This is a genomic window from Sphingosinicella sp., assembly GCF_013911755.1.
Classification (GTDB): Bacteria; Pseudomonadota; Alphaproteobacteria; order Sphingomonadales; family Sphingomonadaceae; genus Sphingosinicella.
Map to the genome: position 1 here is coordinate 16239 of NZ_JACESP010000021.1, position 14569 is coordinate 30807.

The window sequence follows — 14569 nt, forward strand, 5'->3', positions numbered from 1 at the left end:
CGATCAACCGTTCCGGTCGGGATCGACCGGTTCGGGCGGCGACACCGGCGGTACCGGCGACACCGGCGACACCGGCGGGATCACGATCCAGAGGCTGCCGGTTTCCTTGGTGTTGCGCAGCATCTCCTTGCGCATCTTTTCCATCTCGCGCCTCATGCGCTCGCTGTCGATGCGGCTGCGCTCCTGCGCGTCCTTCATCCGTTCGCGGGCACGGGCGAGGTGTTGCATCATGCGCTCTTCCTGCGCGCGCATCCCTTCGGCGAAGGCGCGCCGGTCCTGCAGCGACAGCCGCTGATAGGCCTTCAGCATTTTTTCCTGCGCGCGCGCGTGCTCCTTGATCGCGAGCGACCGCTCCTCGGCCTGCGCCTTGCGGATCGCTTGGATATCGAGATTTTCCGCCGAAATCAGATCGAGTACCTTCTGCCGGGCCTTGCGGACCTCCTCCGCATTCGACGGCAGGCGCTGCGCCTGCATCGCCTCGGCGACGATCGCCGCGCCCTGCGGCGACATGTCAGCGAACGGCGCCTTCCATTCGAAGCGGTAGGTGTGCCGCTGCGCGCGCACGTCGTCGCCCGCGAAAGCCGTCGTCGCGCCGAATGCAGCGACGACCAGCATCGCGCCTGCGAACGCCATTTTCATAACACCATCTCCTCTTCGGGCGTGGGCGTGAACACGTTCCCCCACACCAGCATGTCGTGCGCCGCCTGGGCATCCTCTCCGGGCAACTCGCCGAGCGCGACCTGAACGGCGGGGGGCGCAGCGGGCGCCGCCGGCACCGGCACGGCATCGGGCCGCGACAGGAGCACAGCGCCGATCGCGAGCGACGCGGCGATCGCCCCGCCGAACGCGGCGCGCATCCACATGCGACGCGGCGCGCCCGACCGGTAGGCTTCGGCAAGCGCCCGATCCGCGGCGGCATCCGCCTCCGCATCCGTCGTCGGGACGAGTTCACAGGCCCAGTCGCGCAGCAGCCGGTCCACCTCGCGCGCGTCATTCATCAGGGCGGTGAGCGCTGCATCCGACAGCGTGAGCCGCTCCGCCGCCGCGCGTTCATCCTCGGGCCACGCAGCGGGATACCCGCCGTAAGCCTCGATGATCTCGATCACTCTTCCCCGTTCCATCACATCACCTCTTCGGCAAGCGACCGGAGCCGCTCCGCAAGCTCGACGCGCGCACGCGCCAGAAGTCCTTCCACAGCCTTCGGCGTCGTCTCCAGCGCCTCGGCAATCTCGTTCATCGTCGCGCCTTCCCCATAGAAAAGCGCGATGGCGGTGCGCTGCCGCGCGGGCAGATGCGCCATCGCCTCCGCGATCCGCCGCGAGCGGGCGCTCTGCCCGGCCAGCATTTCCGGATCGGGGTCGTCGCTCGCCCGCTCCGCCACAAGTTCGAGCGGCTGCACGGGCCGCAGCGCCCGCTTCCGATCGATGCAGGCGTTGACGACGATGCGGCGAAACCACGTTTCCACCTTCGCCTTGCCCGCATCGAACGACGCCGCCTGCCGCCAGAGCTTCACGAGCGCCGCCTGAACCGCGTCCTCCGCCTCGGTCCGGTCGCCGAGAACCTTGGTCGCGACGCCGATGGCAGGCCCGTAAAGGCGGCGAGTCAAAAGGCGAAAGGCGTCCTCGTCGCCGCTCTGCACGGCAACCATGAGCACCCCCGGCTCGTCCGATCGCTCGGCGCCCCTATTCACCTGCAGCATCGGGAGGGGATACGCATGGCGGCAGCGAAGTCCCCCGCGGCGATTTTTCGCGCACGGCGATTTCAGGGCGCGGCGCGGCCGGGGCGCGAAGTTGATGAAGTTGAGACATGCCGGAGGCCGTCGCGGGCGCCGCGCCAGCCCCCCTCGTCATCGCCCGTTTCGCGTTCGTCTTCATCCTCATCGCCGTCTTCATAATCGCCTTCGTCGTCATCGTCTTCCATCGTATCGGCAAGACCGCTGCGGAAGGCGCGCTCCCACTGATCGTCGTCCCAGTCTTCGGACTCCGCCGGATCGAGATCGGAGATGTCGATGTCTTCGGGAGCCATGGCGGCCAAGGCCCGCCGCCGGTCCGCCTCCGCCAGCGACCGCATGAGCGTGGCATCCGTCATCGGCGGGGCGGGCTGAGGCGCAGGCCGGTGCGCGGCGACGAAGGCGGCTTCGGCCTCCGCATCGCCGGCCTCCACGCATTCGAGCAGCGCCTCGAAATCCGCCGCGACGGTGGTGACGGTGCGCGCGGCATCGTCGAACTTCTCCGCCTCGCGATCGAGCCGGGTGAGCACGGCCATCGACAAGCGGTTGTCGAAGCGGTGGCGCGTGATGACCTCGTCGCCGCGCTCGACCGTTTCGGTGCAGCCGTGCATGGCGCGGGAGAGCAGCTCATCCGCCAGCCGCTCACGCGCGTGGCGGAGGGCAGCAGCCCAGCCGAGCGCAAACAGCGCGCCGGACGCCCGCTGACGCAGCGCATAGGCACTCGCCGGGCTCATCCCCGCGGCGCGGCAGGCATCCTGCACGGTGCCGCATTCAGCGAGGGTTTCGAGGAAGATGCGCCGGCGTTCGGGCGTCCAGCCATCATGGCGCTGGGTTGCGGTGCGGGGCGAAGGAAGTGCGGGGGCTTGGGTCATGTGCCGGAGGAGGCACAAGTGTTCCTATTATGGAAGGGTGGGTATGGTAGGTGGACTCATCGCTCCTTGCGTGTTTCCACTTCCGACCAACTACGACATTCAAAGTTGTCCCTAAAGGGTGATCGACAACTCCACCGGTTCGATACTGTCGGCGAAAAATCGAGAACCATCCTCAAACTCGACTACGACTTCCTCTTTTCGGAATCGCATAATGCGCTTCACGGTTTTCCCGCGCAGCATCGCTGTTGCACGTTTGCTCTCTTCCTCGAGTGTCATAAGCGGCAGAATATCAGCGGAAATAGCCGCGTACCAACTCATAGTCGCAAGGCAGGCGCAGGCGGCCATGGAAAACTTGGTATGTGACTATCTGTACCCAGCCTCCTTCTGATGACGGATAGCGAGAATCGTGACGGCATCGTCATCGACACGGTATCGGGCGACATAGCCGCTCTCCCCGAAGTCGATCAGCCATTCCCGGTATTGTTCGGGCAGATCGTCCACGATCCGGCCCATGCGCGGAAATACGCTCAGTGCCTTCACGCCCAGCCGGATCGCCTCACCGGCCCGGCGTGCCGCATCGGCATCCTTCGGTCGCAAGAAATCGTGCAAACGTTGCAGATCTCGGATTGCCGCAGGGGCAAAGACTACTTGCGGCATTCGGGCGCGGGCAGCTCGTTTTCAGTACCCCAGCTCGCCAGCCACTTATCGACGTCCTCGGCCGTCGCGTACTGTCCGGTTGCCTGAAATTCGTCCCAAGCTTTCAGCGTGTCGCGCCGCAGGGCTTCGCGCTTTTCCTCGCGCTCGACATATTCCGCGATCGCCTCGCGCATGATCCAGTGCGGACTGCGACGCCGCGCTTCCGCGAGGTCGCGCACGCGGTCCTTCAGGTCTTCATCGAGCTTGATCGAGGTTGCCGTCGCCATCATCACCCTCTGTAGCAAAAGGTATTACCTCTCGCTACTTTACCCTATGAAGGCATCTTTGTCGATCAAGGTTTAATCTTCGCGCCTGTGCGCCTCAACATGCTTTTCCAGACGCGTGGCTTCATCCTTCGCGGCGCGCTTCTCGGCGAGCGTTCTTCCGTGGAGGTGGCGATTTTGGGCGGCTTTGGCCTCCGCCTCGGCGCGGGCTTTTGCCTTGCGCCTTTGGCGGAGGTTTATGAGTTCGGCCATGCGGGCCTGCCCTCCCCGCCCGCTCGGTTCAGTCGCGCTTTTCGGCGACTTCCCACGTCTGGCCCTTGCGGATCAGCGCGGAGAGGTCGGCGATCTTGCCCTGGGTCAGCGTCTTCGTCTGTTCGACGAGCGCGCTTTCGTAGCTGGGCGCGGGCGAGCAGAAGATGACGCCGAGCGCGATCGGGAAGCCGGGGAACGGCATGTCGACCAGCATCTGCGCGACGCCCTTGTTGGTTTCATCGTGGACGATGACGCCCGCGGCTTCCCAATCGCCGTCCGTGACCTCGACGACTTCGAGGCGGAGATCTTGCCGGTTGAGCGTGAGGCCCTTCGTGCCGCCCGCGAACAGCATCGGCTTGCCATGCTCCAGCCAGATCTGACTTTCGGCGGCGTTCGCCTTCGCGGTGAACGGCTCGAACACCGCGTCGTTGTAGACGATGCAGTTCTGGTAGAGCTCGACGAAGCTGGTGCCCTTGTGCGCGTGGGCGCGCTTCAGGATGCCGGGCATTTCCTTCTGCGCCGTATCGATGCAGCGCGCGATGAAGCGGGCGCCGGCGCCGATCGCGAAGGCGCAGGGGCTCGCGGGCCGGTCCACCGAGCCGAAGGGCGTGGAGGGCGTGCGCGTGCCGATGCGGCTGGTGGGTGAATACTGGCCCTTGGTGAGGCCGTAGATCTCGTTGTTGAACAGCAGCACCTGGCAATCGAGATTGCGGCGCAGCAGGTGCAGCAGGTGGTTGCCGCCGATCGAGAGGCCGTCGCCGTCGCCCGTGACGAGCCACACGTCAAGCTCCGGATTGGCGAGCTTCACGCCCGTCGCCACCGCCGGCGCGCGGCCGTGGATGGTGTGGAAGCCGTAGGTCGCCATGTAGTACGGGAAGCGCGACGAGCAGCCGATGCCGCTGACGAACACGGTCTTTTCAGGCCGCGCGCCGATTTCCGCCATCGTGCGCTGCACGCCCTTCAGGATCGCGTAGTCGCCGCAGCCGGGGCACCAGCGCACCTCCTGATCGGTGGCGAAGTCGGCGGGCTTCAAAGGGGTCTGGACGTTCATGCGAGGGCTCCCTCGATAGCGGTCTCGATCTCGGCAATCTTGAACGGCTGGCCGGAGACCTTGTTGAGCGGCTTCGCGTCTACAAGGAACTGATCGCGCAGCACGGTCTTCAGTTGGCCGGTGTTCATCTCGGGCACGAGAATCCGGTCGTAAGTCTTGAGAAGATCGCCGAGATTTCTCGGCAGCGGCCAGATGTGGCGGATGTGGATGTGCGCGACGCTCGCGCCCTTCGCGCGGGCGCGGCGGACGGCCTGATGGATCGGGCCGAAGGTCGAACCCCAGCCAACGACGGCGAGCTTTTCGCCTGGGCCGCCGAGGCAGACCTCCTGCTCGGGAATATCGTTCGCGATGCCGTCGATCTTCGCCTTGCGCGTGTCGGTCATCTTCTGGTGGTTCGCGGGCGCATAATCGATGTGCCCCGAACTGAAGCTTTTCTCGATGCCGCCGATGCGGTGCATCAGGCCGGGCGTGCCGGGCTTGATCCACGGGCGGGCGAGCTTTTCGTCGCGGGCGTAGGGATTGAGCTCGGTGCCTTCGGGCGGCAGGTCTTCGTGGAACGTGACCGGGAACTCGTCATACGTGGCGAGATCGGGCACCTTCCATGGCTCGGCGGCATTGGCGATGTAGCCGTCCGTCAGCAGCATCACGGGCGTCATGTAGCGCACCGCGAGGCGGCAAGCCTCGATCGCGGCATCGAACGCATCGGACGGAGAGGACGCGGCGACCACCGCGAGCGGCGCGTCGCCATTGCGGCCATAGACGGCCTGATAGAGATCGGACTGCTCGGTCTTGGTCGGAAGGCCGGTGGACGGCCCGCCGCGCTGCGAATTGACGATGATGAGCGGCAGCTCGGTCATGATCGCGAGGCCGATCGCCTCGCCCTTGAGCGCGATGCCGGGACCGGACGAGGAGGTGATGCCGAGCTGGCCGGCATAAGACGCGCCGATCGCGGCGCAGATCGCGGCGATCTCGTCTTCCGCCTGGAAGGTGGTGACGCCGTACTCCTTGAGGCGCGCGAGCGTGTGAAGGATCGAGGACGCGGGCGTGATCGGGTACGAGCCGAAGAACAGCGGCAGGTGCGCGAGGTTCGCGCCGACGACGAGGCCGAGGCTGAGCGCTTCGGCGCCCGTGACGGTGCGGTAAAGGCCTGCCTCCGCAGGGGCGGCTTCGACCGTATAGTGCGCGAAGGTCCCCATCTCCGCGGTCTCGCCATAAGCGTGACCCGCGTTGAGCGCGGCGATATTCGCGTCCGCAAGGACGGGATTCTTCGAGAACTTGGCGTTCAGCCAGTCGATCAGCGGCTGGCGGTCACGTCCGAACATCCAGAGCGCGAGGCCGAGCGTCCACATGTTCTTGCAGCGCAGCGCTTCCTTGTTGCCAAGGCCGTATGCGGCGACGGATTCCATCGTGCGCGCGCTGATATCGAAGGCGACGACCTGATAGCCATCGAGGCTGCCGTCCTCGACCGGGCTGACTTCGTAGCCGGCCTTCTTGAGGTTGCGGGCGTTGAACTCGCCGGTGTCGGCGATGATGAGACCGCCGGGACGCAGCGCCGACAGGTTCGTCTTCAAGGCCGCCGGGTTCATCGCGACGAGGATATCGGGCGCGTCGCCCGCGGTTTCGATCGCCGTCGAACCGAAGTTGATCTGGAACGCCGAGACGCCGAAGGTCGTGCCCTGCGGCGCGCGGATTTCCGCCGGGAAATCCGGGAAGGTCGCGAAGTCGTTGCCGGCAAGCGCGCTCGACAGCGTGAACTGGCCGCCGGTAAGCTGCATACCATCGCCGGAGTCTCCGGCGAAACGAACGACGACCGCATCACGCGCGATCGCCGCGCCCTGTGTGGGCATGGGGTCTCTAAGCTTCGTTGCCATTGGCGGTCCCGGGACTGTGTATTCTTGTTCGCCCGAATCTCTAAGCCCGCGAGCCCGTACCCGCAAAGTAGATTTTATGTGAGGCTCACAAGGTCAGGCTTGCCAGCCTTACGCCGAAAGGTCAGCGGCGACGGCGACGCAGCGCCACGGCAACAATGCCGAGACCGAAAAGACCGAGCATACCCGGCCACCCTAACCGCTATGACAGACTTGCGGGTGCAGCGCGGGGCGCGGATAGTCCCCACCAAATCCATACAGGAGGGAGATTCGGCGATGACCTTCGTTCGTCCAGACGTGCAGGCGTTCCTCGACATGCTGAACGCGCAGCCGGGGCCAAAGCTGCACGAGCTTGACCCCGGGACGGCGCGCCAGATGATGGGCATGATGGTGCAGATGGCGGAGGTGCCGCGCGGCGAAATCGCCCGGGTTGAAGACCTCGCCTTCGACGGGCCGCACGGCGACCGGATTCCGCTGCGTCTCTACAGCCCGCGCGCGGCGGGCGGCGCTCCGCAATCGGTGCTTATGTATTTCCACGGCGGCGGCTGGGTGGTCGGCGACCTGGAAACGCACGACGGCCTCTGCGCCGAGATCGCGCGCAGCCTGGATATCACGGTGGTTTCGGTCGACTACCGACTCGCCCCCGAACACGCGTTTCCGGCGGCCGGCGAGGACTGCATCGCCGCGACACGCTGGGCGGCGGCATCGCCAAGGGAGATCGGGCACGCCGTGACGAGCATCGTCGTGGCGGGCGACAGCGCGGGCGGCAACCTCGCAGCCATCGTGGCGCAGGAACTGGCGGGCAAGCTCAGCGCGCCGATCATCGCGCAGTGGCTGATCTACCCGGGCGTCGACATGACTGCCAACGAAGGATCGATGGCGGACTTCGCGGACGGCTACCTGCTGACCGCCGAGAGCATGGCGTGGTTCATGCGCCACTATATCGGGAACCTCCCCGACCCCACCGATCCGCGCGCATCGCCGCTGCATTCGCCCGCGCTCGACAACCAGCCCGCCGCGCTCGTCTTCACCTGCGGGCTCGACCCGCTGCGCGACCAGGGCCGCGCCTATGCCGCGAAGCTGATCGCGAGCGGCGTGCCGACCGTGTTCCGCGAGGCCAAGGGCCAGATCCACGGCAGCATCACGCTGCGGCAGGCGATACCGTCGGCGCAGGGCGACCTCGCGGGGTGCCTCTCGGCGCTGCGGGACATCATCAACGAGGCCGGAGCCGACCTCACCATGATGAAAGCCGCCGCCGAATGACCGAACGCCTCCACCCTTCCGGGCTCCCGTATCGGCCCTGCGTCGGCATCATGCTGCTCAATCCCGCGAACGACGTGTTCGTGGCCAAGCGACTCGATATGGTCGCGGAGGCGTGGCAGATGCCGCAGGGCGGTATCGACCCCGGCGAAGACCCGGTGGAGGCGGCGGTGCGCGAGCTTGGCGAGGAGATTGGCACGACCAAGGCCGAGATCATCGCCGAGAGTGCCGGCTGGCACTGGTACGACCTGCCCGACGAGCTGATCGGCAAGATCTGGAAGGGCCGCTATGCCGGGCAGCGGCAAAAATGGTTCGCGATGCGCTTCACCGGCAAGGACAGCGATATCGACATCGAGACCGAACACCCGGAATTCAGCGAATGGAAGTGGGCAAAACCTGCTATGCTTCCCGACCTGATCGTGCCGTTCAAGCGGCAGCTGTATATTGATGTGTTGCGTGAGTTCGAACCCATTCTCGCGTGAACGGCAGCGGCGGAATTGATCCGCCGCGTATAATCCTGTATTCGCCGCAGCGCGAGGAAGAGCAGCGCGGGGCAACCCGCGCAGACAGGAGATATGCCATGAGCACATCCACTCGCGTTTCCCTCGCCGTTTTCTCGCTTGCCGCGCTCGCCGCGATTCCCGCTGCCGTCCCCGCCTCCGCAAAACTGACACCCGAAGCGATGCGGCTGCTGAACCCGGCGACCGCCTTCAGCCAGGCCTGCGGACAGGGCAAGAAGAGATCGCTGCTGCCCCAGCGCATCCAGTATGCGATGGCGAACACGCTGCCGCAGTTCGACAGCGAGCCGCCGCTCTACGAGGGGCTGGGCAGCATCAACTTCCCGATCACCACGAAGACCCCAGAGGCGCAGGCCTACTTCAACCAAGGGCTGGCGCTGGTGTACGGCTTCAACCATCAGGAGGCGATCCGCGCCTTCCGCGCCGCCGCGCGCCGCGATCCCGACTGCGCGATGTGTTACTGGGGCGAGGCCTATTCACACGGCTCCAACGTCAACGCGCCGATGGACCCTTCGACCAACGAGGCGACATGGGCCGCGCTGCAGAAGGCCGTGGCCGCGAAGGACAAGGCGAGCCCGCGCGAGCGCGCGCTGATCGAGGCGCTGCAGACACGCTACGCCGAGAACGCGCCCGCCGACAGGAGCGGGCTCGACAAGGCGTTTTCCGCGTCAATGATGAAGGTGGCGGCCGACTATCCGATGGACAACGACATCGGTGTGCTGGCGGCGGAATCGGCGATGACATCGTCGCCGTGGGACTATTGGGAGCCGGGCGGGCTCACCCCCTACCCGCACATGGTGCCCGCGATCCGGCTCGTCGAGCAGGTGATGGCGCGCGATCCGTATCACCCGCAGGCGGCGCATCTTTATATCCACCTGCTCGAAGCCTCGGCGCGGCCCGCGCAGGCGGAAGCGGCAGCGGATCGGCTTTCAAAGCCGCTGGTGCCGAACGCCGGACATCTCGTCCACATGCCCGGCCATTTGTTCTACCGCGTCGGGCGCTATGCAGACGCGATCCGCGTGAATGTCGATGCGGCGAAGGTGGACGAGGATTACCTCAAATCCTCGCCGCTCGCGGGCATTTACCGGTTCGGATACTACCCGCACAACGTCCACTTCATCGTAAGCGCCGCGCAGATGGCGGGCGACATGGAAACGGCGGTTTCGCAGGCGACGAAGCTGCGCGAGATCCTGAACCCGGACGTGACGGCGACGATCCCGTTCGTGCAGCCGGTGGATGCGGCGCCGTATCTTGCCTACGCGCACTTCGCGACGCCCAAGGAGATCATGGCGCTGCCGGCGCCAGACGCGCGGCTGCCCTATGTGCAGGCGATGTGGCGCTATGCGCGCGCGGTGGCGCAAGCAGATGCGAGGAATGACAAGGGCTTCAAGGCCGAACTTGATGCGATGCGTGAAATCGGCCGCACGACCGACTGGAAGCCGCTGACGGACGGGCTGGTGCCGGTGCCGGCACTGCTGGAGGTCGCCGAGAACGTCGCGCTCGGACGGCAAGCGATGGCGAAGAAGCGCTACAAGGAAGCAGTCGCCTACTACCGCAAGGGCGCGCAGGCCGAGACACGGGTGAACTACACCGAGCCGCCTTACTGGTACTATCCGGTGAACCAGTCGCTGGGCGGCGCGCTCTACATGGCAGGCGACTACAAGGGGGCCGAGGCGGCGTTCCAGAAGGCGCTGGTGCAGTACCCGGGGAATGCCTGGGCGCTGTGGGGGCTCGGCGAGACGCAGGCGCGGACGGGAGACAGCGCGGGTGCGACCGCGACACGCGCGGCTTTCGCGAAGGCGTGGATGGGAAAGAAGGACTGGCTGACGATGGCGCGGCTTTAGGGGCGCAGCCCCTCTCCCCGTCCCTCTCCTCATCCGGGGAGAGGGAGGTGGGGGCTCAGGATTTCAGCGGACCGCCGATCGACCAGATATGGCCGAACGGGTCGTTCACCTGCCCATAGCGCTGGCCCCAGAACTGGTTGTCCAGCGGGAAGCGCACGGTTGCCCCCGCAGTGATGGCACGCTCCCACGCTTCGTCGGCGTCGGGCACTTCAAGGTGCAACACGACACCGGTCGGCGCATCCGCCGCCTTACCGCCCATCATTTCGGGGAAATCATCATGCAGCATCAGCGAGCCGCCCGCGAGCGCGAGGTGGGCATGCATCAATCGCACACCGTCTTCGGCGGCATGACGGGATATCTCCCGGGCGCCGAACGCACGGCTATAAAAATCAATCGCATCCCTGGCTTTATTGCCGCGAATTGTAAGGTGGGGTGTGACCCCAGTCAGGTTGGGCGGCGCGTCTGTCATGATTGCCTCCACACGCTTCGGGTCATGCCATCATAACACAGAAAACGGCCGGCCCCGAGCGGGTCCGGCCGTCTCTTTTACGCGAGCAGCTAGACGCGGTCGCCGAGGGCGCCCTTCACCTTGCCTTTTGCGTTCTGAACCTCGCCCTTGCGCTCCTGCGCTATGCCTTCGCCTTCGAGGCGGGGATTGTTCGTCGCTTTGCCGACGGCCTGCTTGACGTTGCCGGCGGCCTCGTTGCCGAGGCCTTTTGCGCGATCCTTGAGTTCGCCCATCATTCTACTCCTGAAATTGCATGTGCCGGGGGATGCGCACATCAGGAGAATGCTCGGGAGCCCCGCAGGGTTCCGCGGCTCGTCGCAAGCCTCAGATCAGGCCGCCAAGGGGACTGGAAGGATCGGCATAGAGCCGCCGCTGCATCCGGCCCGCGCGGTAGGAGAGCCGTCCGGCCTCAACGGCATGACGCATCGCGCGCGCCATCATCACCGGGTCTTTCGCCTCGGCGATGGCGGTGTTCATGAGAACGCCATCGCAGCCGAGCTCCATTGCGACCGCCGCGTCCGACGCCGAGCCGACGCCCGCGTCGACGAGCACGGGCACCTTCGCCTGCTCGACGATAAGGCGGATCATCACCGGGTTCTGGATGCCGAGGCCCGAGCCGATCGGCGCGCCGAGCGGCATGATCGCGGCGGCGCCCGCATCCTCCAGCTTCTTCGCGGCGATGGGGTCGTCCGCGCAGTAGACCATGACATCGAAGCCGTCGTTCACGAGTTCCTTCGTGGCGCGCAGCGTCTGCTCCATGTCGGGATAGAGCGTCTTCGCTTCGCCCAGCACTTCGAGCTTCACGAGGTTCCAGCCGCCCGCTTCGCGCGCGAGGCGCAGCGTGCGCATCGCGTCTTCCGCCGTGAAGCAGCCCGCGGTGTTGGGCAGGTAGGTGTAGCGCTTCGGATCGACATAGTCGGTGAGCAGCGGCTGCGACCGGTCCGTGAGGTTCACGCGGCGCACGGCGACGGTGACGATCTCGGCGCCCGAGGCTTCGACCGCCGCGGCGTTTACCGAATAGTCCTTGTACTTGCCCGTGCCGACGATCAGGCGCGAGGTGAAGCGACGCCCGGCCACTTCCCAGCCGTCATCCTCGCTGCCTCCAGCACTGCCGCCACCGACGAAATGCACGATCTCCAGCCGGTCGCCTTCCGCAAGCGCGACTTCGGCGTAGGCGGACTTCGAGACGATCTCGAGGTTCCGCTCCACGGCCACGGTCTTCGGATCGAGATCGAGGTCGGTGACGAGCGCCGCGATGCTGGCGCCGGAGGCAATGCGGCGCGGTTCGCCGTTCACGGTGATGCTGATGGTCATCGGTCCTTGTTCTTCTCAGGCTTCCCTGTCGCGCGGAGCGTCCATATAAGGGCCGCTTTCGTCCTAGGCCAGTGTCTGGGACAAAGGGGCTTCGAATGGCAAAACCGCCGCTGGTGCTGGTCCTTAACGGGCCGAACCTCAATCTGCTCGGCACGCGCGAGCCGGAGATTTACGGCGCCGACACGCTCGACGACGTGGCGGTGATGCTGGAAGACCGTGCCAAAGGGCTCGGCCTTGAAGTCGACGTGCGCCAGTCGAACCACGAAGGGCATCTCGTCGACTGGCTTCATGAGGCGGCTTCGCGGAAGGCGAAGGCCGTGATCCTGAACGCAGGTGCCTATACCCACACGTCGATCGCGATCCGCGACGCCATCAAGGCGATTGCGGTTCCGGTCATCGAAGTCCATATTTCAAACCCTCACGCCCGTGAGGCCTTCCGCCATCTGAGCCACGTGGCGCCGGTTGCGAAGGGATCGATCACGGGCTTCGGCATCCACGGCTATGCGCTGGCGCTGGACGCCGCCGCAAAGCTTTAAGACCTTACAGAACAACAACATCGGGGACGCAAACACGTGACCAATGGCAAGACGGGCATGAACGTCGATACCAAGCTGGTTCGCCAGCTCGCAGAATTGCTGGATGAAACCGGACTCACCGAGATCGAGGTGGAGGACGAAGGGCGCAGGATCCGCGTCGCGCGGCAGGTGAGCGGCGTTGTCGCCGCCGCGCCGGTCGCAGCGGCCCCGGCCGCGCCCGCCGCCGCGCCGGTCGTCGCAGCACCGGTCGAGACCGACCTCAAGTCCCACCCCGGCGCCGTGAAATCGCCGATGGTCGGCACCGTGTACCTCTCCTCGGACCCGAGCGCCCCGCCGTTCGTCAAGGAAGGCAGCAGCGTTTCGGCAGGCGACACGCTGCTGATCGTTGAGGCGATGAAGGTGATGAACCCCATCGTCGCGCCGAAATCGGGCACGGTCGTGAAGATCTGCGTGGCGAACGAACAGCCCGTGGAATACGATCAGCCGCTGGTGGTCATCGAATAACGATGTTCGACAAAATCCTCATCGCGAACCGCGGCGAAATCGCGCTTCGCGTCCACCGCGCGTGCCATGAAATGGGCATCAAGACGGTCGCCATCCACTCGACCGCCGATTCCGACGCCATGCATGTGCGCCTTGCCGACCAGGCCGTGTGCATCGGCCCGCCGAGCGCGACCGAATCGTACCTCAACATCCCCGCGATCATCTCGGCCGCAGAGATCACGGGCGCGGACGCGATCCACCCCGGATACGGCTTCCTTTCCGAGAACGCGCGCTTTGCGGAAATCGTGGAAGAGCACCAGATCGGCTGGATCGGGCCGAGCCCCGAGCACATCCGCATGATGGGCGACAAGGTGGAGGCGAAGCGCACCGCCGCGCGTCTCGGCCTGCCGCTCGTTCCGGGCAGCGACGGGCCGATCACCGATCTTTCGGAAGCCGAAACGGTGGCGTTCGAGATCGGCTATCCGGTGCTCGTGAAGGCCGCCTCGGGCGGCGGCGGACGCGGCATGAAGGTCGTCGATAGCCCTGAAAAGCTCGGCACGCTGATCGCGCAGGCGCGCGCCGAAGCGAAGGCGGCATTCGGCGACGACACCGTCTACCTCGAAAAATACCTCGGCAATCCGCGCCACATCGAGTTTCAGGTGTTCGGCGACACGCACGGCAATGCCGTCCACCTCGGCGAGCGCGACTGCTCGCTGCAGCGGCGCCACCAGAAGGTGCTGGAGGAAGCCCCCTCGCCCGCGCTCAACGCCGCGCAGCGCGCGGAAATGGGCGAGATCGTGCGCAAGGCGATCGCGGGCCTCGGCTACCGCGGCGCAGGCACGATCGAGTTCCTGTACGAGGACGGCCGCTTCTACTTCATCGAGATGAACACGCGGCTGCAGGTCGAGCATCCCGTCACCGAGATGATCACCGGCATCGACCTCGTGCGCGAGCAGATCCGCGTCGCCGCGGGGCTGCCACTGTCGGTGAAACAGGAAGATATCCGCTTTGCGGGCCATGCCATCGAGTGCCGCATCAACGCCGAAGACCCGGCGACGTTCGCGCCCTCGCCGGGCAAGGTGGAGCATTATCATGCACCGGGCGGGCTGCACGTGCGCGTCGACAGCGCGCTCTACGACGGCTACCGCATCCCTTCAAACTACGACAGCCTGATCTCCAAGCTGATCGTCTACGGTTCGGGGCGCAACGACTGCCTGATGCGCCTGCGCCGCGCGCTGGAGGAATACATCATCTCCGGCCCGAAAACGACGATCCCGCTGCACCAGGCGCTGATCGAAGACCCGGAGTTCCAGAACGGCGACTACACGATCAAGTGGCTGGAAAGCTGGCTGGAGAAGCGGCGCGAGGGCTGAAGGGCCTACCCTCTCAATCTGCCAGATTGCATCCCGGCGCG

The 14569-nt window shown here is 65.9% G+C and carries 19 protein-coding genes and 1 pseudogene; 6 read left to right on the plus strand and 14 right to left on the minus strand.

The annotated features are described in order from the left end of the window. Window positions 1–3 precede the first annotated feature (3 nt). The 11 genes and pseudogenes from H2052_RS13820 to H2052_RS17865 all read right to left on the minus strand — a co-directional run. The gene (locus H2052_RS13820; protein WP_293782682.1) at window positions 4–639 is read right to left on the minus strand and encodes a hypothetical protein; all 636 of its coding nucleotides are present in this window, start codon (window positions 637–639) and stop codon (window positions 4–6) included. Next, a complete protein-coding gene (locus H2052_RS13825; RefSeq protein ID WP_293782685.1) occupies window positions 636–1121 on the minus strand; it encodes a hypothetical protein in 486 nt (161 codons plus the stop codon). Before H2052_RS13825 ends, H2052_RS13820 begins: the two co-directional genes overlap by 4 nt. Further along, window positions 1121–1699: a sigma-70 family RNA polymerase sigma factor gene (locus H2052_RS13830; RefSeq protein ID WP_293782688.1), complete on the minus strand. Its 579-nt coding sequence runs from the start codon at window positions 1697–1699 to the stop codon at window positions 1121–1123. Before H2052_RS13830 ends, H2052_RS13825 begins: the two co-directional genes overlap by 1 nt. 62 nt (window positions 1700–1761) lie before the next feature. Then, entirely contained in the window at window positions 1762–2601 is an 840-nt protein-coding gene (locus tag H2052_RS13835; protein WP_293782691.1) for a hypothetical protein, read from the minus strand. Window positions 2602–2712: 111 nt separating this feature from the next. Further along, window positions 2713–2946 (minus strand): hypothetical protein, encoded by a 234-nt coding sequence (locus H2052_RS13840; protein ID WP_293782694.1) that lies wholly within the window; start codon window positions 2944–2946, stop codon window positions 2713–2715. Between the two features lie 18 nt (window positions 2947–2964). Next, entirely contained in the window at window positions 2965–3210 is a 246-nt protein-coding gene (locus H2052_RS13845) for a type II toxin-antitoxin system RelE/ParE family toxin (protein WP_293782697.1), read from the minus strand. A gap of 35 nt (window positions 3211–3245) precedes the next feature. Next, a complete protein-coding gene (locus tag H2052_RS13850) occupies window positions 3246–3524 on the minus strand; it encodes a CopG family ribbon-helix-helix protein (protein WP_293782700.1) in 279 nt (92 codons plus the stop codon). Window positions 3525–3596: 72 nt separating this feature from the next. Continuing rightward, window positions 3597–3773, minus strand: coding sequence for a DUF4169 family protein (locus tag H2052_RS13855; protein ID WP_293782703.1), 177 nt, complete (start codon window positions 3771–3773; stop codon window positions 3597–3599). Between the two features lie 28 nt (window positions 3774–3801). Further along, window positions 3802–4824: a 2-oxoacid:ferredoxin oxidoreductase subunit beta gene (locus H2052_RS13860; RefSeq protein ID WP_293782706.1), complete on the minus strand. Its 1023-nt coding sequence runs from the start codon at window positions 4822–4824 to the stop codon at window positions 3802–3804. Continuing rightward, window positions 4821–6671, minus strand: a complete 1851-nt coding sequence (locus H2052_RS13865) for a 2-oxoacid:acceptor oxidoreductase subunit alpha (RefSeq protein ID WP_293782709.1) — start codon at window positions 6669–6671, stop codon at window positions 4821–4823. Before H2052_RS13865 ends, H2052_RS13860 begins: the two co-directional genes overlap by 4 nt. A gap of 145 nt (window positions 6672–6816) precedes the next feature. Next, window positions 6817–6882 (minus strand): annotated as a pseudogene (locus tag H2052_RS17865) (PEP-CTERM sorting domain-containing protein); the annotation flags it as partial. Between the two features lie 86 nt (window positions 6883–6968). Here H2052_RS17865 and H2052_RS13870 point away from each other — a divergent pair. From H2052_RS13870 to H2052_RS13880, 3 genes are all read left to right on the plus strand, one after another. After that, window positions 6969–7955: an alpha/beta hydrolase gene (locus H2052_RS13870; RefSeq protein ID WP_293782712.1), complete on the plus strand. Its 987-nt coding sequence runs from the start codon at window positions 6969–6971 to the stop codon at window positions 7953–7955. Then, window positions 7952–8434, plus strand: coding sequence for an RNA pyrophosphohydrolase (locus H2052_RS13875; RefSeq protein WP_293782715.1), 483 nt, complete (start codon window positions 7952–7954; stop codon window positions 8432–8434). The genes H2052_RS13870 and H2052_RS13875 overlap by 4 nt, the downstream gene beginning before the upstream one ends. Before the next feature lie 98 nt (window positions 8435–8532). Further along, on the plus strand, window positions 8533–10314 hold the full coding sequence (locus H2052_RS13880) for a tetratricopeptide repeat protein (protein WP_293782718.1): 1782 nt from the start codon (window positions 8533–8535) through the stop codon (window positions 10312–10314). 55 nt (window positions 10315–10369) lie between these two features. On the opposite strand, the gene H2052_RS13885 is transcribed toward H2052_RS13880, so the two are convergent. From H2052_RS13885 to thiS, 3 genes are all read right to left on the minus strand, one after another. Further along, on the minus strand, window positions 10370–10783 hold the full coding sequence (locus tag H2052_RS13885) for a VOC family protein (RefSeq protein WP_293782721.1): 414 nt from the start codon (window positions 10781–10783) through the stop codon (window positions 10370–10372). An 89-nt stretch (window positions 10784–10872) separates the two neighbouring features. Further along, complete coding sequence (locus tag H2052_RS13890) at window positions 10873–11055, minus strand: CsbD family protein (protein WP_293782724.1); 183 nt, start codon at window positions 11053–11055, stop codon at window positions 10873–10875. A gap of 91 nt (window positions 11056–11146) precedes the next feature. Next, entirely contained in the window at window positions 11147–12136 is a 990-nt protein-coding gene (gene thiS / locus H2052_RS13895) for a sulfur carrier protein ThiS (RefSeq protein WP_293782727.1), read from the minus strand. Window positions 12137–12231: 95 nt separating this feature from the next. Between thiS and aroQ the strand changes: the two genes are divergently transcribed. From aroQ to accC, 3 genes are read left to right on the plus strand one after another with little or no spacing between them, the layout of a single operon-like run. Next, window positions 12232–12672: a type II 3-dehydroquinate dehydratase gene (gene aroQ, locus H2052_RS13900; protein ID WP_293782730.1), complete on the plus strand. Its 441-nt coding sequence runs from the start codon at window positions 12232–12234 to the stop codon at window positions 12670–12672. A gap of 57 nt (window positions 12673–12729) precedes the next feature. Continuing rightward, complete coding sequence (gene accB, locus H2052_RS13905) at window positions 12730–13176, plus strand: acetyl-CoA carboxylase biotin carboxyl carrier protein (RefSeq protein ID WP_293782844.1); 447 nt, start codon at window positions 12730–12732, stop codon at window positions 13174–13176. A gap of 2 nt (window positions 13177–13178) precedes the next feature. Further along, on the plus strand, window positions 13179–14528 hold the full coding sequence (gene accC / locus H2052_RS13910) for an acetyl-CoA carboxylase biotin carboxylase subunit (protein ID WP_293782732.1): 1350 nt from the start codon (window positions 13179–13181) through the stop codon (window positions 14526–14528). The last annotated feature ends 41 nt before the right edge of the window (window positions 14529–14569 follow it).

Excerpts from the sequence above, each read along its gene's own strand:
- H2052_RS13820 (WP_293782682.1), bottom strand. The coding sequence starts at position 639 with ATGAAAATGGCGTTCGCAGGCGCGATGCTGGTCGTCGCTGCATTCGGC.
- H2052_RS13825 (WP_293782685.1), bottom strand. The coding sequence starts at position 1,121 with ATGGAACGGGGAAGAGTGATCGAGATCATCGAGGCTTACGGCGGGTAT.
- H2052_RS13830 (WP_293782688.1), bottom strand. The coding sequence starts at position 1,699 with ATGCTGCAGGTGAATAGGGGCGCCGAGCGATCGGACGAGCCGGGGGTG.
- H2052_RS13835 (WP_293782691.1), bottom strand. The coding sequence starts at position 2,601 with ATGACCCAAGCCCCCGCACTTCCTTCGCCCCGCACCGCAACCCAGCGC.
- H2052_RS13840 (WP_293782694.1), bottom strand. The coding sequence starts at position 2,946 with ATGGCCGCCTGCGCCTGCCTTGCGACTATGAGTTGGTACGCGGCTATT.
- H2052_RS13850 (WP_293782700.1), bottom strand. The coding sequence starts at position 3,524 with ATGGCGACGGCAACCTCGATCAAGCTCGATGAAGACCTGAAGGACCGC.
- H2052_RS13855 (WP_293782703.1), bottom strand. The coding sequence starts at position 3,773 with ATGGCCGAACTCATAAACCTCCGCCAAAGGCGCAAGGCAAAAGCCCGC.
- H2052_RS13860 (WP_293782706.1), bottom strand. The coding sequence starts at position 4,824 with ATGAACGTCCAGACCCCTTTGAAGCCCGCCGACTTCGCCACCGATCAG.
- H2052_RS13865 (WP_293782709.1), bottom strand. The coding sequence starts at position 6,671 with ATGCCCACACAGGGCGCGGCGATCGCGCGTGATGCGGTCGTCGTTCGT.
- H2052_RS13870 (WP_293782712.1), top strand. The coding sequence starts at position 6,969 with ATGACCTTCGTTCGTCCAGACGTGCAGGCGTTCCTCGACATGCTGAAC.
- H2052_RS13875 (WP_293782715.1), top strand. The coding sequence starts at position 7,952 with ATGACCGAACGCCTCCACCCTTCCGGGCTCCCGTATCGGCCCTGCGTC.
- H2052_RS13880 (WP_293782718.1), top strand. The coding sequence starts at position 8,533 with ATGAGCACATCCACTCGCGTTTCCCTCGCCGTTTTCTCGCTTGCCGCG.
- H2052_RS13885 (WP_293782721.1), bottom strand. The coding sequence starts at position 10,783 with ATGACAGACGCGCCGCCCAACCTGACTGGGGTCACACCCCACCTTACA.
- H2052_RS13890 (WP_293782724.1), bottom strand. The coding sequence starts at position 11,055 with ATGGGCGAACTCAAGGATCGCGCAAAAGGCCTCGGCAACGAGGCCGCC.
- thiS (WP_293782727.1), bottom strand. The coding sequence starts at position 12,136 with ATGACCATCAGCATCACCGTGAACGGCGAACCGCGCCGCATTGCCTCC.
- aroQ (WP_293782730.1), top strand. The coding sequence starts at position 12,232 with ATGGCAAAACCGCCGCTGGTGCTGGTCCTTAACGGGCCGAACCTCAAT.
- accB (WP_293782844.1), top strand. The coding sequence starts at position 12,730 with ATGAACGTCGATACCAAGCTGGTTCGCCAGCTCGCAGAATTGCTGGAT.
- accC (WP_293782732.1), top strand. The coding sequence starts at position 13,179 with ATGTTCGACAAAATCCTCATCGCGAACCGCGGCGAAATCGCGCTTCGC.